The 17509-nt window shown below is 42.6% G+C and carries 10 protein-coding genes and 1 pseudogene; 3 read left to right on the top strand and 8 right to left on the bottom strand.

Annotated elements, in window-relative coordinates:
- Positions 1-45: 45 nt before the first annotated feature.
- Positions 46-915, bottom strand: a complete 870-nt coding sequence (locus M1F14_RS13255; RefSeq protein WP_181468510.1) for an SDR family oxidoreductase — start codon at positions 913-915, stop codon at positions 46-48.
- A gap of 557 nt (positions 916-1472) precedes the next feature.
- Between M1F14_RS13255 and M1F14_RS13250 the strand changes: the two genes are divergently transcribed.
- A complete protein-coding gene (locus M1F14_RS13250) occupies positions 1473-2960 on the top strand; it encodes a SulP family inorganic anion transporter (protein ID WP_042843572.1) in 1488 nt (495 codons plus the stop codon).
- 10 nt (positions 2961-2970) lie between these two features.
- Positions 2971-3822, top strand: a complete 852-nt coding sequence (locus M1F14_RS13245; RefSeq protein WP_042843571.1) for a universal stress protein — start codon at positions 2971-2973, stop codon at positions 3820-3822.
- Between the two features lie 206 nt (positions 3823-4028).
- Here the strand turns inward: M1F14_RS13245 and M1F14_RS13240 are convergent.
- The 5 genes and pseudogenes from M1F14_RS13240 to guaB form a co-directional block, all read right to left on the bottom strand.
- A pseudogene (locus M1F14_RS13240) lies at positions 4029-4297 on the bottom strand (integrase); the annotation flags it as partial.
- Between the two features lie 384 nt (positions 4298-4681).
- The gene (locus M1F14_RS13235) at positions 4682-6634 is read right to left on the bottom strand and encodes a DUF262 domain-containing protein (protein WP_042843569.1); all 1953 of its coding nucleotides are present in this window, start codon (positions 6632-6634) and stop codon (positions 4682-4684) included.
- Positions 6631-7911 carry a DUF262 domain-containing protein gene (locus M1F14_RS13230; RefSeq protein WP_042843568.1) on the bottom strand — a complete coding sequence of 427 codons (1281 nt, stop codon included), beginning with the start codon at positions 7909-7911 and terminating at the stop codon, positions 6631-6633. The genes M1F14_RS13235 and M1F14_RS13230 overlap by 4 nt, the downstream gene beginning before the upstream one ends.
- A 383-nt stretch (positions 7912-8294) precedes the next feature.
- Positions 8295-9872: a glutamine-hydrolyzing GMP synthase gene (gene guaA, locus M1F14_RS13225; protein WP_042843567.1), complete on the bottom strand. Its 1578-nt coding sequence runs from the start codon at positions 9870-9872 to the stop codon at positions 8295-8297.
- 83 nt (positions 9873-9955) lie between these two features.
- Positions 9956-11422: an IMP dehydrogenase gene (guaB, locus tag M1F14_RS13220; RefSeq protein WP_042843566.1), complete on the bottom strand. Its 1467-nt coding sequence runs from the start codon at positions 11420-11422 to the stop codon at positions 9956-9958.
- A 171-nt stretch (positions 11423-11593) separates the two neighbouring features.
- Between guaB and xseA the strand changes: the two genes are divergently transcribed.
- Entirely contained in the window at positions 11594-12961 is a 1368-nt protein-coding gene (gene xseA, locus M1F14_RS13215; protein WP_181468511.1) for an exodeoxyribonuclease VII large subunit, read from the top strand.
- A 62-nt stretch (positions 12962-13023) separates the two neighbouring features.
- Here the strand turns inward: xseA and M1F14_RS13210 are convergent, their stop codons facing one another.
- On the bottom strand, positions 13024-15270 hold the full coding sequence (locus tag M1F14_RS13210; protein ID WP_181468512.1) for a TonB-dependent receptor domain-containing protein: 2247 nt from the start codon (positions 15268-15270) through the stop codon (positions 13024-13026).
- Positions 15271-15411: 141 nt separating this feature from the next.
- On the bottom strand, positions 15412-17466 hold the full coding sequence (locus M1F14_RS13205; protein ID WP_230683863.1) for a S9 family peptidase: 2055 nt from the start codon (positions 17464-17466) through the stop codon (positions 15412-15414).
- Between the last annotated feature and the right edge of the window lie 43 nt (positions 17467-17509).

Below are 17509 nucleotides of genomic sequence, written 5' to 3'. Positions count from 1 at the left end.
TTCCCTTTTCCCTATTGACCCAGCGAACTAGATATTTCAAGTCAGTTATCTACTTTTTTTCAGCATGTTAACTTCGTTACGATAAAAATCTTCGAGTCGATCACCTCCTACAGGTTCACCTAAGTGGCTTTCCCCCATAAATGTCAGAAAAAATTCAATTGGGCCATAAAACTTTTGCGGCGTGAAATGCCGAACTGCAAAAATACTTCCCCTACGAACCCAGTCAGGGAGATAGCTAATTTTGATATCTTGTCCTAAGGCTTGGGCTGCACAATTGGCAATATCATTTAGAGAAAGCACTTCAGGCCCTCCCACGGATAGTTCCTGCCTTACTTGCCCCTGATTAAGGGCCTTAACGATAAATTCAGCCAAATCTTTACCCGAAATTGGGTTAATTTGCACATGACCATCACCGAACAAATAAACTCGCCCAGAAGCTGCCATCTTCAAAAAATCACCCATATCACTAAAGTAGCCGTTGGGACGAACGATAATAGAAGAAAGAGAAGATTGTTTGAGTTCATCCGCAAAACGTTCTTTTGCTTCAAATATCTTTAAGTGTCGGTTTTTATCGCCATCGATAGCTGAAACATAAACAAATTGCTTTACCTCATCAGCTATTGCTTCATCTAATAGGTTGATATTACCTTGATAATCAACATCCATATAGGTCAAACCATCTTTTTGTCGGGTTATTCCAACCGCACTAATAACGACGTCTATTCCCTCAGTAACACCATGCAGTGTGTTCGGTTCCGTCACTTCCCCAACATAGATATGATCGGCACTAGCCACCAACCCTTGTTGGTTTTGTCTCCTGACAAGCGCTCTGACCCAATAACCTTGTTTTTTTAATTCTGCAACGAGATATTGCCCCAAATAGCCTGTAGCACCTGCAACTAAAACTTTTTTCACATTTAAACCTTAGGGTAGCCACAAATTAAGTTAATTGAATACTGACATTATCGTCTTTCAAAATTAACCCTACTCTATGCTCTGTGATACCGTCAATAATACCGTCAAAATTATCTACTATTACTCGTAATTAAAAACGATAAAAATAAAAAAATCGTTATGGCTATCTGGAGCGCTTAGCGAACCGGTGGGATACTCCGTTGGCTTTCTCTTACTAAGCTCCCCAGAAACTCAACTGGTAGTGGCCTGATTATGTGTATAGGGCCCCCTTAAGTTGCCACTACAGATTATCTACGGTATCATGAATAGTTATTTTTATAATCTAAACTCTTATAGAAAGGAACTCGTTTTGCATATTACGCCACCCTAGGCGCCTGACTCTCCTCTAAAGTCACATTTATCAACGTGACTCACTTTATGCCGTATCCACCAATGGCAGGTCTTTGGTCGAACAAATTCACCCCTAGTAAAAAATATGGCAATCTGCGCATGAAGTTAATCGTTGTTGCGATTTAATTTTGTATGCCTGCATTGTCTCTCAGTTTATAAGGCTATCTATGCTCGAAAAAATGAAACTTGAATGGTTTTCCAACATCAAGGGAGACCTCTTAGCAGGTACTGTTGTTGCCTTAGCGCTAATACCTGAAGCGATTGCATTTTCCATCATCGCAGGTGTTGACCCCAAAGTGGGTCTTTACGCTTCATTTTGTATTGCAGTTGTTATAGCGTTTGTGGGTGGTCGCCCGGGTATGATCTCCGCTGCAACAGGCGCAATGGCATTACTCATGGTTACGTTGGTAAAAGAGCATGGTCTTGAGTATTTGCTTGCTGCAACATTGCTCACCGGTTTGATCCAAATAGTTGCTGGTTACCTTAAGTTAGGGAGCCTAATGCGTTTTGTATCTCGTTCTGTCGTAACAGGTTTTGTTAATGCGCTTGCTATTTTAATTTTTATGGCTCAATTGCCTGAGCTTACCAATGTCACTTGGCATGTGTATGCTATGACGGCGATAGGTTTAGCTATCATCTATTTATTTCCATATATCCCGATTATCGGCAAAGCTCTCCCTTCACCCTTAGTATGTATTGTTGTTCTCACCGCATTTGCGATGATCGTAGGTTTGGATATCCGAACCGTTGGTGACATGGGGGAATTACCGGACACGCTTCCTATTTTTCTATGGCCTGATGTGCCACTAAATTTCGACACGTTGATGATTATCCTTCCTTATTCCTTAGGTCTTGCCATTGTAGGTTTATTAGAGTCAATGATGACAGCCACGATTGTTGATGATTTGACGGATACTCAAAGTGACCGAAACCGTGAATGTAAAGGTCAAGGTATTGCCAACATTGGCTCTGGATTACTCGGTGGTATGGCTGGTTGTGCCATGATAGGGCAGTCTATTATCAACGTAAAATCTGGCGGTCGTGGGCGACTATCTACCTTTAGTGCGGGCCTATTTTTACTTATCCTTGTTGTATTCTTGGATGAATGGATAAAACAGATCCCGATGGCGGCGCTGGTGGCCGTTATGATCATGGTTTCAATCGGAACCTTCTCATGGTCATCAATTAAAGACTTAAAAAAGCATCCATTATCAACCAATATCGTCATGATCACGACCGTTATTGTTGTGGTGGCAACACATAACCTAGCGATTGGTGTCTTCGTTGGTGTTTTATTGGCAACGTTATTCTTTGCAAACAAAATTGGTCGCTTCATGGTAGTTAAAACAGCGCAAACTGATGATGCTTCACGTACTTATCGTGTGGTTGGTCAGATTTTCTTTGCCTCATCTGAACAGTTCATTGATTCCTTTGATTTTAAAAAAGCGGTTGATAAGGTAACCATTGACTTAACCCAAGCGCATTTTTGGGATATTACTGCCGTGTCGTCTTTAGACAAAGTCGTTATTAAGTTTAGGCGGGAAGGTGCGACAGTTGAAATTATTGGAATGAGTGAGGCGACAGAAACTATTGTTGATAAATTTGGCGTCCATAACGATCCAAAGGAAGTTGAAAAATTAATGGCAGGCCACTAAGGAGAAACTTATGAATAAGATAATTACCTGTATTGATGGCTCTGCGGTTTCTGATCAGGTATGTGCAGCCGCTTGTTGGTCTGCTAAACAGTTGAATAAACCTGTTTTGCTACTGCATGCTATTGAAAAAAATCACTCACCAGCTACAGAAGATTTAAGTGGAGCCATTGGCCTTGGCGCCCGCTCTTCACTTCTCAATGAAATGGCCGCTTTAGACGAACAACGCAGTAAAGTTGCTTTATCCCTTGGTAAGGAAATCTTGGCACACTCCAAGGCTCTTTTGGTTGCCAACGGTTGCCATGATGTTGAAAAAACACAGCGTCACAGTGGTATTGTTGAAGCCATTTGTGCTCTTGAAAATGATGCAAGACTCATTATTATTGGGAAGTCTGGTCAACAACATGCTGGAGATTTCAAGACACTTGGCTCTCATATTGAACAAATTATTCGTAGAGTCCACACACCAATACTAATTGCGAATCAGTCATTTAAAACACCTAGAAGCTTTATGCTTGCTTATGATGGCAGAGAAACTGCGGACCAAGCCGTGCAACGTATTATTGAAGGTGGGCTGTTACATGATTTGACCTGCCATTTAGTCACTGTAAAAAATAGCGCACCAAACATAGAAAAAAAATTCCAGCAAACGAAAGAGTTATTAACTAATAGCGGCTTTGAGGTGAAAGCTAGTTTATTAGAAGGGAAAATTTTTGATGCTTTAATGAAGTACAAAGAAAGCAGTGGTGTTAATATGCTTGTGATGGGTGCTTTTTCTCACTCTAAATTAGCAAGTATATTTTTAGGTAGTAATACAATGGAAATGATTGAGCAAACAGAAATACCTATGATTGTTTTGCGCTAACTTTGTTCTACTTTGCAAAAATGTGTATTTTTTAACTTTGTAATTGGAGAGATTGATTAGCCCTCTGTAGATTATAGGCGGTCCGTGACCGTCTTTCTTCGTAGCAATTAGCTCGGTATCGCATACCGAATGGTGTCCAAGGCTTGCTTAAAGTCCTCCGGCATCGTTCGGCCAGTTTCAGCCTAGTGGTACATGACCCTGATTTATTCAGGCGTCAGAGTTCGATCTCTCTGCTCAAACCTAGCAATACTTACTGGCCTTACCAACTCTGCTAGGTTCTCAACCTTCTAGCCTCGCTCAGTAGCCTACCGGTATATCTGGAGTACAATCTCACGCGCAATGAGTCACTGTTGCGGGCCTTCTCCTTCGCTGGCGACTTTCCATCGGCGACCATCCACTTGGCTTCACCAAGTCACTCACGGGCTTTTGCCATAGTGATACCCCCAACGCCATAGCGACCAAAGGTGAACGACTCTTATCTGCCATTAATGGCATCTGCTTGCGATAATACCAACTTTAATACCCCATTCAACTTGTGCTTGACGCTGCTAATCAGTGCCAGATACGGCAAGCTATAAAAACAAAAAAGCCCACTTTTACATGGGCTTAAATCGTTATTTTGCTAGTCAGTGCCAGCTAATTCTTATTGCAGGATTATTCCCACTCGATGATTAATGCTGTCTTAAAACACTATAAAATCAATAAAATAGCATTATCTCTGCATGTCGATACCATACAAAATACCATGGTAAGAAAACTTGGAGACTGTACTGATCGTGTCGCCCGACGCAAAACGCTTTTAGACTGACAACTTGCACACCACAAAGGATATTCGTCCAAAAGCGGTTATTCAAAGAAGTCAACGCCCTGGGTTGGATCTTCCGCTTGCCTCCACCAGACTTACATCATCACGAAGCAATGTCACCATCGCTTCATGATGTGCTGTTATCTGCTGATCGTCCCAGTTTGTATTTCGGGTGATTTCCGCCATTCTCTTGAGCTTGGGACTTTGAAGTTCAATTGTATCCTTGAAGTTTTCGGCCTTCGCTCTGGGGAGGCTATTGCTGAATTTTGAGTTCGCGCTGACGCTTACGAGCGCGAGGTTGCCAAGCAGGTTAAGGCTAGAACCTGAAACAACCGCGCCCGACTGTTCTTTGTCAGGATGCTGTGGATAGAAGTGCTCAATGGAAGTTCTGAACTGAAATTTGAAATCTCGTTTTGAGGAGTCACTCAACAGAAGATAGTCGAGATACGAAAAGACGATACGGCTGATACCAAACCCTTGTGGTTGCTGATCTTTCTCAAAGGAGAATGTCTCTTTAACCTTGCTGCGGGCATATCCCTTCAACAAATCGGCAAGATCCGCATGTTTCACGTCTCGAGGGGCTTTAACGGAGAGCCAGCGAAGAACTTTGGTAATCCAGTGCATCGTTCGCGGAGAAGTGTAGGTAATCCGAAGCATGGACTGAAGCAGCAATACATCTCGGGTATGTGGGTCAGCACTCCCGTCCTCCTCTAAGCTTCCATTGCTGGCCGAGAAAACATGGATGTACGTCGGGGTTGGCTTCTTGTCCCCGCCTCCTTTTTTCAGTCGCTGGAGAGACCAATCGCCATCGTCACCGATGTTTGCCGTGAATTGACGCTTCAAGATGAAGCCATCGAAGAGGTTGCGGCACTTGAGAAGCATAAATGCAAAACTACGCACCCAATCGGCTTTAGCATCGGGTACATTATTTACGGCGTCGTCAAATGACTTGATGAGGCGCTTGTCGTCAAGCAGGCCTTCGTCTTCGACCTCATCGCCTTTCATAATTCTTAGAACGTGTAGCAGAAAGGCCGGAAACTCAATAGTCGAACGAAACCGCTCGTTGCCCTCGTCTTCAGTGGAATTTGACTCGAGCTCTTTAGCGTATTTTGACAACGCCTCATCCAAGGACAACGATACCCCTTCGGAGGATTGCCTTGATGAATTAATGCCGGATTGCGGACGACTTTCCATTAGCGAAGCGAAGCTGGTCACCTCCAGCCAGGACCATTCATCACCAAATACTTTGTTTCGCAAACTTGTGTCACCACGGGTCAGAGACATCTGGACATAAGAATCCATGTCAGCACAGGAATCCCAAACCCACGCAAAGCATTCGCGTTCATATTGATTGGGCAGTTTGCTCATCAGGCGAGCCTTAACAATATCAACCTGCTTGAGTTGCTGCCCACGAGTGTTCATGATCTCGAAGTAGCGATTGAGGTCGGTATTGGGTGGCAGCGAGGCACGGACGACAGTCACCTTCGTTAGCAAGAAATCGGAGAATTTTTCGCGTGAGCGATTAAGGTTTTCATTTTGTTTGAAGAACTGATTGATGATGCTGTAGCCTTCATGAATGCCAGCATCTGCATTACTCGTGGAGCCCTGCGGTCGAACGTGCTCCTTAGCCGCCTCCTGTGCTACTCGCAGCAGGGCCTCAGTTGCCCGTGCGCGCGACTCATATTGCAAGTGGCCTGCATGGCCAACCGACGGCTTCTCACCCTCACCGTCTTGCTCCAGGAAGGTCAGAAGCAGATAGAGGGTTGTAAGTCGTTGTTGTCCATCTATGACCTCGAACTCATCCTCTCTACCCCGCTTGATTACAACAAGGTTCCCAAGAAAATAGTTGTCCTGGCCCCCTACTACCGAGTCTTGAATATCGCTAATAAGTTGCTCAATCTGTTCGGCCCACCAAGCATAGTTCCGTTGATAAATAGGAATCAGATAATTGTCAGTGAATAACTTGCCTACTGTTAACAGTTCAGGTTTCAACTCCTTCTTGCTCATTGCAGCCCCTTGATAAAAGCAACGAGTTCCTTTTCGTGGTTATCGCTGTATGGCTTACTTGCTATTGGAAGTTTGCGGACAACACTTCCAGTCATCGCGTTACGTAGCAAAACAAAAGGCGATTTATTTGCATCGTTTTTACCTCGCGCTCGGTTGTCAGCAGATACAAATTGCACACGAAGTAACTCGACCCGCAAGGCATATGCCCATGCGAATAACCTATTTCGCACTTCATCTACATCTTCATCGCCAAACTTGTTTGTATAGCAAAGCAGCGCGGCAATGAACAATTCGTACACGTAGCGGTAGCGACTTTGAGATGGGCCAAAGTTTTTGAAACCTCTGTCAATAACCTCTTGTTCCAGTATCTTCAATTCGTCAAGCATGAATGTCACCATCTCGAAAAATGAGCGTCCTGCGATTATCGGGGCATCAAGCTGAAAGCGGCTGCGCCCGGCATTTCGTGCATCATGTGTAGAGGATACCGACCATGCACTTAGAAGTGGCATAGCGGCTTGTGCTGCAAGGTGATATCGCAGATTTGGCGAAAATGACCTGTGGGATCGTGATGAAATGCCCTTGAACATGCCGATGTCCCGAATAGTAAATTCGAGCGAGCTTTCGCCTCGTGACCACTTGGATATCCGGTATAAAAAAGTAGAAAAAAGCCTGTCCAGATCCTCATCGTTTACGGCTTCCCAAGCCTCAACGACAGCCACTTTCATAGCTGCGGACTCATCGTGCATTTCGCGCAGGTGGTGTGCTTTGAGCAAGTCGTGAGGGGCAAGCGGTTTGCCGCGATAGTTCTGGGAATCAAAGACACGAAATGCCTCATCAATATCGTCCGTCACAATACGCACCAACTGACATTTGTGACAGATAAAATCCAAAAACTCTTTTTTATCTTCCAACTGCGACAGGCGCCTTTGAAGCTCTATCCAAACTAGGGAGACAGGGGTTTCGCTGTTACCAGACATCGAAATTTGATGATTTATCGGATCTAAGGCCGCAAGAATCATTCGCAAAGTCAGCAGGCGCTGCTGCCCGTCGACTACATTGAGATACTCACCATCATCGTGAAGAATGATTGCACCCAAAACATAGGGAATATCTTTTCGTTCGGTATCTCGAAGAGCTTCGCTGATATCATCCACCAGTTGTAGAGCAGTCGATACATCCCAACTGTATGGGCGTTGATAGTTCGGTATCCGAAGGCCTTGCTTGAGTAGTTCATCCACGGTGACTGCACTAACACCGTTCTCTCCGTTAATCGCCATTCCTATGTCCCTTCATTGACGCTTTTCTATTTTCTCAGCGTATTTTCCGCAAACTTTATTCACCTATATGGATACTTCGATTCCGAGTGGCGGCTGTCTTGTTCACAATTTCTATCACGAGGTGCTCCTCTGGCGCATATTTAACGATCTGGGGCATAGGTCGAGAGAGCGGTTCTGATCAAAGCGAGCATCGATGGCATCAGCACAGCGCTGCAATGCACCCGGTTGTCGATACCATGGCATTTGCTGATACGGTCACATGGTATTTGCTATATCTTCGGTTCAGCGTCGGCCTTAAACCATAAAAAATGCCATTGATAATGCAGTCAATATCATCAATGGCACTCACTAAATCAAATAAAACAATAGGCTAAATAATAGCCTCACTCCCACTCAATTGTTGCTGGTGGTTTACCACTAATATCATATACGACCCTAGAAATACCGCTAATTTCATTGATAATGCGGTTTGATACACGGCCTAAGAAATCATATGGTAAATGCGCCCAATGAGCGGTCATAAAGTCAATAGTCTCAACAGCACGCAGAGAAACAACCCAATCGTATTTACGACCATCTCCCATCACACCGACGGAGCGAACAGGTAAAAACACGGTAAATGCTTGGCTAACTTTATGGTATAAATCTGCCTTATGCAGTTCTTCAATAAAGATAGCATCTGCGCGGCGTAGTAAATCACAATATTCTTTCTTAACTTCGCCGAGTACACGAACGCCTAAGCCTGGTCCTGGGAATGGATGGCGATATAACATGTCGTATGGCAGGCCCAGTTCAAGACCGATTTTACGTACTTCATCTTTAAACAGTTCTTTTAACGGCTCAACCAAACCTAACTTCATGTCATCCGGTAAACCACCTACGTTATGGTGTGATTTGATAACGTGTGCCTTACCTGTCGCTGAAGCGGCGGATTCAATAACATCAGGGTAAATTGTCCCTTGTGCTAGCCATTTAATGTTAGGAAGCTTCGATGACTCTTCATCGAATACCTCGATAAATACATGGCCAATTTTCTTACGTTTAGCTTCAGGATCGCTGATCCCTGCTAATGCACTTAAGAAACGATCTTCAGCTTTAGCATGAATGATGTTCAAGTCAAATTTACCCTCGAACATTTCCATCACTTGGTCTGCTTCATTTAAACGTAATAAGCCGTTATCAACGAATACGCAGGTCAAACGCTTGCCAATTGCACGGTTTAATAACAGAGCCGTTACTGATGAATCAACGCCACCTGAAAGTGCCAGCAATACATGATCATCGCCGATTTGCTCTTTCAAGCGCGCAACCGTGTCTTCTATAATTGCCGCTGGTGTCCATAGTGCCTCACATTGGCAAATATCTTTTACAAAACGTTTTAAGATATTTAAACCTTGGTGTGTGTGAGTAACTTCTGGGTGGAATTGAACCCCATAGAACCTTTTTTCCTCATTTGCCATGATGGCATATGGGCAGCTTGGTGTGCTTGCGATCGTTTTGAAGTCCGCTGGAATCGCAGTCACTTTATCTCCATGACTCATCCACACATCTAAAACAGGCTTGCCAGCTTCATTCAATGAATCATGAATATCACGGAACAGTTCACATTGCTCAGTAACTTCTACATTTGCATAGCCGAATTCACGCTCGCCTGAAACCTCAACTGCGCCACCTAATTGCATTGACATTGTTTGCATGCCATAGCAAATACCTAATACAGGTACGCCTGCATTGAACACGTAGTCAGGAGCGCGTGGGCTATCTGATTCCGTGGTGCTTTCTGGCCCACCAGAAAGAATAATACCATTTGGATTAAATTCTCGAATTTGCTCTTCTGTAACGTCCCACGCCCAGAGTTCACAATAAACGCCAATTTCACGGATACGACGGGCAATCAGCTGTGTATATTGCGAACCGAAGTCAAGGATAAGAATGCGATGCTTATGGATATTTGTTGTCATTTGAGGAGAATTCCAAAAATTCAAGTCAAAAATAAAATCGGTGGTGCGTATTAATTAACCGCACCACCCTGAAACGTTATCGATTATTGCCCCAAACGGTAGTTCGGAGATTCTTTTGTGATAGTAACGTCATGAACGTGGCTTTCTTGGATACCAGCACCACTAATACGAACAAATTCTGCTTTTGTTCTTAACGCATCAATAGTACCACAACCTGTCAGCCCCATACAGGAGCGTAGCCCGCCCATTTGTTGATGAATAATTTCTTTTAAGCGGCCTTTATACGCCACACGGCCTTCAATCCCCTCAGGGACAAGTTTGTCAGCCGCATTATCAGATTGGAAATAACGGTCTGAAGAACCTTTAGACATAGCTCCTAATGAACCCATACCACGGTATGCTTTATAGGTACGACCTTGGAATAAAATAGTTTCTCCTGGCGATTCTTCAGTCCCCGCAAACATAGAGCCAACCATGACACAAGCTGCCCCAGCGGCAATCGCTTTAGAAATATCACCAGAAAAACGAATTCCCCCATCTGCAATCACAGGGATACCAGTGCCAGCCAATGCCTCTGCCGCTTCTGCAATAGCAGTGATTTGAGGAACCCCAACACCAGTAACAATACGTGTAGTACAAATAGAACCTGGGCCAATCCCTACTTTTACAGCACTAACGCCTGCCTCTGCCAATGCTTTTGCACCTTCGGCTGTCGCAACGTTACCACCAATAATTTGTAATTCTGGGTATTTTTGACGCGTTTCACGAATACGCTGTAATACACCTTCAGAGTGACCATGAGATGAGTCAATCAATAATACATCAACGCCAGCAGCAACCAGCGCGTCAACACGCTCTTCGTTACCTGCTCCGGCACCAACGGCTGCGCCAACACGTAAACGCCCCTGTTCGTCCTTACAAGCATTAGGCTTACGTTCTGCTTTTTGGAAATCTTTAACGGTGATCATCCCTAACAAATGAAAGTTATCATCAATCACTAAGGCTTTTTCTACACGTTTTTCATGCATTTTTTGTAACACGACTTCACGCGCTTCGCCTTCTTTCACAGTAACTAAACGCTCTTTCGGCGTCATTACCGCAGTAACTGGCTGGTCAAGGTCAGTGACGAAACGGACATCACGGCCAGTAATAATCCCCACTAATGAATTGTCTTTAGCTACCACAGGGTAACCTGCGAAACCATTGCGTTCAGACAACTCTTGTACCTGACGAATTGTTGTATCTGGCGTCACCGTAACAGGGTCTGTCACGACGCCACTTTCATGTTTTTTCACACGGCGGACTTCTTCCGCTTGGCGCTCGATGGTCATGTTTTTGTGGATAAAACCGATACCGCCTTCTTGAGCTAGCGCGATTGCAAGATCAGATTCAGTAACGGTGTCCATGGCTGCAGAAAGCATAGGAATGTTTAGGCGGATGTTTGCAGTCAGTTGAGTTGATAAATCTGCAGTATTTGGCAATACCGTTGAGTGTGCAGGAACGAGTAAAACGTCGTCGAAAGTTAGTGCTTCTTTTTTAATGCGTAACATAGGCAATATCCCACCAGGCAGCGTTATGGAAAGGTATAAAATATTGCCGCGGAATTATACACACCGTAATCGGTTGCTTCCAGCCTTTTTTTGAAAAAAAACTTGATAACTCCAATGGCTACGTTAGTATCTATCAATTAAGTCCTTGTTTTAAAATTTGATCTAGCTCACATGTCGACATCACAAAATAGTGCTATTTACTCAGTTAGTAAACTAAACCAAGCGGTTCGCGAACTTCTTGATAACCAAATGGGCCGTATTTGGCTAACTGCTGAAATTTCTAATTTTTCGCAGCCAAGTTCAGGTCATTGGTATTTGACCTTGAAGGATGACCGTGCACAAGTTCGTGCAGCGATGTTTCGTGGGCAAAATGCGCGTGTTACATTTCGCCCACAAAATGGCCAACAAGTTTTAGTCAAGGCTACCGTGACTTTGTATGAGCCTCGCGGTGATTACCAATTGATCATCGAAAGCATGCAACCTGCTGGCGAAGGCTTGTTACAACAACGCTTTGAGCTTTTAAAGCAAACTCTGAATGCGCAAGGCTTGTTTGATGCCACCTATAAAAAAACTTTGCCTAGCCCAGCTAAATGCGTCGGTATTATCACTTCGGCAACCGGGGCTGCATTACATGATATTTTAAACATTTTACGCCGTCGTGACCCTTCACTGCCAATTATCATTTACCCTACAGCGGTTCAAGGTGAATTGGCACCAGCCCAAATTGCGAGAATGATTGAGCTGGCAAATTTGCGTCAGGAATGCGATGTATTAATCGTTGGTCGCGGTGGTGGTTCACTTGAAGATTTGTGGGCCTTTAATGAAGAAATCGTTGCTAGGGCTATTTTTGCTAGCCAACTGCCTATAATTAGTGCTATTGGTCATGAAACTGACGTGACGATTGCGGATTATGTTGCCGATGTTCGAGCACCAACGCCTTCTGCCGCAGCAGAGTTAGTCAGCCGTAACCAATTAGAGATGCTACGCCAGATAAAATCAGCACAGCAACATCTTGAAATGGCAATGGATTATTACGTGGCGGGTCAACAACAAAGGTTTGCTCGTTTACATCATCGTTTACAGCAACAGCACCCGCAATTGCGTTTGGCAAGGCAACATAACCAGCTTAATTTATTGCAACAAAAACTGGCGCAGTCGATGACTCGACAACTACAAAATTCAACGGTTAAATTCGAAAAAGTTAATCGCCGTTTACTGCAAAATGATTTGCGCCCTCAATTGCAAAAACAGCAGCGACAGTTGCAGCAGACACAGTATCATTTGCAGAATATGGTCACGAGTTTGGTTAATAGTTACCGCCAACGTTTCGCAGTAGCTTGTTCAAAAATGGAAGCGGTTAGCCCATTAGCTACCTTAGCTCGCGGGTTTAGTATCAGTGAAACCGCTAAAGGTACAGTGTTGAAAAAAACCAGCCAAGTGAAAATCGGCCAACCACTGAAAACTCGCCTTAATGATGGCTGGGTTGAAAGCCAAGTTACCCATATTGAAAAGGTTAAAGCCAAAAGAGTATCGAAATGATTATTTTATCCACTTATCTCGATAAAAATAACGAGATAAGTGGTATTAAACTGATACGTTGATTAGAAACGCACCTGTCCGCCAATCATATAAGTACGCCCTCTAGCTGTTGCATTGTTTTTACCGCGTTCTTCCATAATAGCGGTAGAATTTGCACGATTTAGTGCATCCGAATAATTTTTATTCGTTACATTATTAATCGTCATCATCAATTTAACGTTTTTATTAACTTCATAGTCTGTATATAAATCAATGATTGTAGGTTGTTTTTCATACTTATCTTTTAGTGCATTTCCATCGTTATCAACGATAGACTCTACACCAATTCGTTTTGAAGGGCCGGTCCATGTAATAGTTGTACCTACGGTTAATTTTTCATCCAATAAACGCACACCTGAATCCAAGGTCACATAATAATCAGGAAGCTCAGTGAAATCTCCCGCACTAAAATCAGCAACCTTAGCTATGGAGTTAGGTTGATCCCCAGTTTCTTTGGTATAGGATAATGTTGAATAAACTATACCTGCATCATAATTAGCCTGTAATTCATAGCCACGTAGATTAACATCATGAGGCTCATTGACATACATATAGCTTTTACGCATAAATTCTGGGAATTCTTTGTCCCATACATCATCATTCATCAAACACCAAGCCAGTTCAGCATTTGATCTTGGGCGACAAAGTAAATAAGGCTTACTCGTAATATAGTCTTTAATTTTTGTATGGAACCATAATGCCTTCATATTAAACTGGTCACCTTCAAAAATTAAATCCGGTTTAAAGCTATTAAAACCAACTTGCCATGTCTGTGATTTCTCTTCTTTTAAGAATGGGTTCATTGAATTACCACCTTCTTGAGAATAAAAAACCTCTTGCGTATTCGGTGCTCTCATTGAATGCGCATAACTAACAAATGGCTGGAATTCAGGAATAATTTCTGCTGATAATAAAACTCCGGGGTTAAAACCATTACCCCGTAAATTTAAAGTCGCGGCTTCTTGTGGAAAACAAAAATCTTGATCGCCACATGCAGGTTTGAAACCTTTTAAGTGGTAATTCATATAGTTCAAATCAAAAATTGCTGTATAGATACCATACTTTGCTTCTAGTTGTGTATAGGCGCTCGCAAGATCTAACGACCCACTTGGCGAGAATGGGTTATAGTTCAACGTATCTTGGTCAATAACAGAACTAACCTCGCGCTCATATTTCGTTTTAGATAACTTAGAACCTACTTTCCATTGAAAATCAACATCACCATATGAAAACCGACTTGTATTAGAAAGATTAAGTCCATCGCCAATATTTTTAGACTTACCTTGCCTTAATGCCCAACCTAATGAGTCACCTTCAAATTGTTGGTCGTTTTTACCATGGCTCGCTAAAACCTCAACATCAATTAACTCATTCAGCGGCGTATATTTATATTTAATATAATAATCTTCACTATTAATTTTTCTTCTCGTGAGCTTATTTTGTAAGAAACGACCACTGAATTCTAATTCATGGCTGTCATTAGGTTTATATTTCAATTTGGCTAATTGCGATTGGGGCTTTTGTTTGAAAGTGGAATCAGTGGCAAACTCGTCACTATCAAACCCATCACCATTTTTATAACTACCAGGAATATTATGGCCACTAACTGCAATTAAGCCGCCAAAATAACCATCATCTTGTAATAATGTTTTCCCTGCAACCGCCACCATTCCATTATAACCGAGACCATTATCTCCCCAACTAGCTTTACTACGGAGCCCATATAAATTATCTTTAAAAATCACATCATCAATACCGATAGTGCGGAAATTTGCGCTCCCTACTAAAGCGTTAACACTATTTCCTCCATTTAATTGCCCTTTTTCTACTTCAATTTCAACAATAAAATTTGGATCAATTAAAGCGCCAAAATCATTATTTGGTTGTTGTCCATGTGTATATTGACTCGGGGAAATTCCATAATAACTCTGCGTGATACCATCAACCATCATATTCACGCGCCCAAAACCACTCAGACCACGGAGATTAACATTCACCGTTCCTTGGCTGCCATCCATTTGGGTATAAGTACCGGGCATCGTGCGGATAATTTTGTCCATCGACTGTAATTTATTTTCCGTACCAACCGCATTGTAAGCACCGGGTTTTTCTAATGCTTTGACGAGCGGGGTTTGTTTCTGCGCACCCGAAACTTTTAACTGGCTAAAATTAACCACATTATTTTTCTGCTGCGTATTTTCAGCTAAAGCAACCCCTTGGTAGCTAGTGGCAATAATACCAGCTACCATAATTATTGTTTTATTATTCATTAAACCATTCCTGTAAACGTACTGAGTGTCATACGCTCACATTGCTAACACAGAACAAAATAGTGCCTGTGAAAAGGCCCAGCAACAATGCCATTAATATTGTTGCTGCCCTAAGAACACCTAATTTTTATAGGTTAATTATTATTTTAAATATGGAAAATATTTGGGTTTATCTTCAAGCATTAAGATAAAGCTATATTCACGAGCTATGTCGTCTAGCGCATTAAAACGCCCTGACTTACCACCATGCCCCGCACTCATATTGGTTTCTAATAATAATAATGAATCACCTTGTTTAATATCTCGCAATTTAGCTACCCATTTAGCAGGCTCCCAGTATTGAACTTGAGAGTCATGTAACCCTGTCGTCACTAGAATATGTGGGTAATGTTGTGCTTTGATATTATCATATGGACTATAAGCTTTTATTCTCCAGTAATCCTCTTCGTTTTCTGGATTCCCCCACTCATCGTATTCCCCTGTCGTCAGAGGAATTGACGGGTCTAACATGGTAGTCACCACATCAACAAATGGGACAGCGGAAACCACACCCTCATATAAATTAGGCGCCATGTTCACAACCGCCCCCATCAACAAGCCGCCAGCACTTCCCCCCATGGCATAAACATGCCCTGCTTTACCGTAACCTTCTGATAATAACCCTTTGGTTGCATCAATAAAGTCAGTAAAGGTATTCATCTTGTGGATTGTTTTACCTTGTATGTACCAGTTTTTACCTAAGTCACCACCACCACGAATGTGAGCAATCGCGTAAACAAAGCCACGATCAAGCAAAGACAAGCGGGATGAACTAAATGATGGGTCAATTCCGTAACCATAAGCGCCATAACCATAGACTAACAATGGGTTTTGCCCCTGTTTGAAAAGATCTTTACGGTAAACCAAGGAAACAGGGACTTTTACACCATCTCGTGCAGTAACCCAAATACGCTTACTTTGGTAATTTTGTTTATTAAAATCTTTAACTTCTTCTTGTTTTAGAAGCTGCTTTTCTTGAGTCAGCATATTAATTTCATATACTGAAGATGGCGTGGTCATTGATGAATAACCGTAGCGTAGTGTATCCGTATCAGGCTCAGGGTTATTCCCGATCCACGCCATGTAAGTTGGGTCATCAAAGCTTACTTGGTTTTCTTTATGCGTTAACCAACTGATTTGGCGGATATTCACCAAACCATTTTGACGTTCTTCCACAACTAACCAATTATTAAATAAAGCAAAATCTTCCAGATCTACCCCATCACGAGGGGCTATAAAGCTTAACCACGGCGCTGAAATATTGTCTGCAATGTATAAACCAAATAATGGGTGTTGGTGATTAGAGCGAATATAGAATTTACCGTTGAAATGATCAGGATAATACTCAACCCCTGTTTGACGTGGTTGTAGAATTTTAACTTCATTTTGTGGCTGGTTAGCATCAATTAACCGGTATTCAGACGTTTCAGTACTCGTGATACCAATTAAAATGAAATCTTTTGACGTCGATTTCGCTAAGCTAACGTAAAAAGTGTCATCCTTTTCTTCATACACCAGTTTATCTTGGGTTTGTTGTGTACCATATTGGTGTTTAACCACTTGGTAAGGCAACAATGTTTGCTTGTCCTTATTCACATAAAATAGTGTTTGGTTATCATTGGCCCAAACAATATTACCTGATGTATTGGTTAATATATTTTCTTGCCATTCGCCCCCCTTAATTTTGCGAAATGACACAGCAAATTCATTACGCCCTTGGCGATCTTCAGCAATAGCTAGCGTGGTGTTATCCGGCGAGATGGCTAATGCCCCCATGCGATAATATTCGGTGCCCTTAGCGCGTTCATTACCATCAACTAAGACAACCCATTCACCATCACTATTAATAGGGCGTCTTTCATATATCGGATAGTTTTTACCCGCAACGACTCGTGAACGGTATGTATAACCATTATAATTATAGGGAACTGACTCATCATCTTGTTTTACTCGAGAAAACAACTCATCATAAATTTCTTTTTTTAACGAACTTCCAGATTGAAGTTGTTGCTGTGTATAGTTGTTTTCTTGTGTTAAGTATTCAATAACTTCTGGTGACTTTCTTGCATCATCCCGCAGCCAATAGTAATCATCGATACGCGTATCACCATGAATAGTCATCGTATGAGGCTGTTTTTGTGCCTTTGGTGCAATCATTCTTTCCTCCGCAAAACTTGCGTTTGTCTGTAGTCCCAATAAT

Source organism: Providencia sp. PROV003 (assembly GCF_045040775.1).
In the GTDB taxonomy this organism is placed as follows: Bacteria; Pseudomonadota; Gammaproteobacteria; order Enterobacterales; family Enterobacteriaceae; genus Providencia; species Providencia huashanensis.
The sequence above is the reverse complement of the archived record's forward strand: the minus strand, read 5'-3'. Positions and strand labels throughout refer to the sequence as shown.

Bases quoted from the DNA above. Each gene is read 5' to 3' on its own strand.
- M1F14_RS13245 (WP_042843571.1), top strand. From the start codon at position 2,971: ATGAATAAGATAATTACCTGTATTGATGGCTCTGCGGTTTCTGATCAG.
- M1F14_RS13230 (WP_042843568.1), bottom strand. From the start codon at position 7,911: ATGGCGATTAACGGAGAGAACGGTGTTAGTGCAGTCACCGTGGATGAA.
- M1F14_RS13250 (WP_042843572.1), top strand. From the start codon at position 1,473: ATGCTCGAAAAAATGAAACTTGAATGGTTTTCCAACATCAAGGGAGAC.
- M1F14_RS13235 (WP_042843569.1), bottom strand. From the start codon at position 6,634: ATGAGCAAGAAGGAGTTGAAACCTGAACTGTTAACAGTAGGCAAGTTA.
- M1F14_RS13210 (WP_181468512.1), bottom strand. From the start codon at position 15,270: ATGAATAATAAAACAATAATTATGGTAGCTGGTATTATTGCCACTAGC.
- xseA (WP_181468511.1), top strand. From the start codon at position 11,594: ATGTCGACATCACAAAATAGTGCTATTTACTCAGTTAGTAAACTAAAC.
- guaA (WP_042843567.1), bottom strand. From the start codon at position 9,872: ATGACAACAAATATCCATAAGCATCGCATTCTTATCCTTGACTTCGGT.
- guaB (WP_042843566.1), bottom strand. From the start codon at position 11,422: ATGTTACGCATTAAAAAAGAAGCACTAACTTTCGACGACGTTTTACTC.
- M1F14_RS13205 (WP_230683863.1), bottom strand. From the start codon at position 17,466: ATGATTGCACCAAAGGCACAAAAACAGCCTCATACGATGACTATTCAT.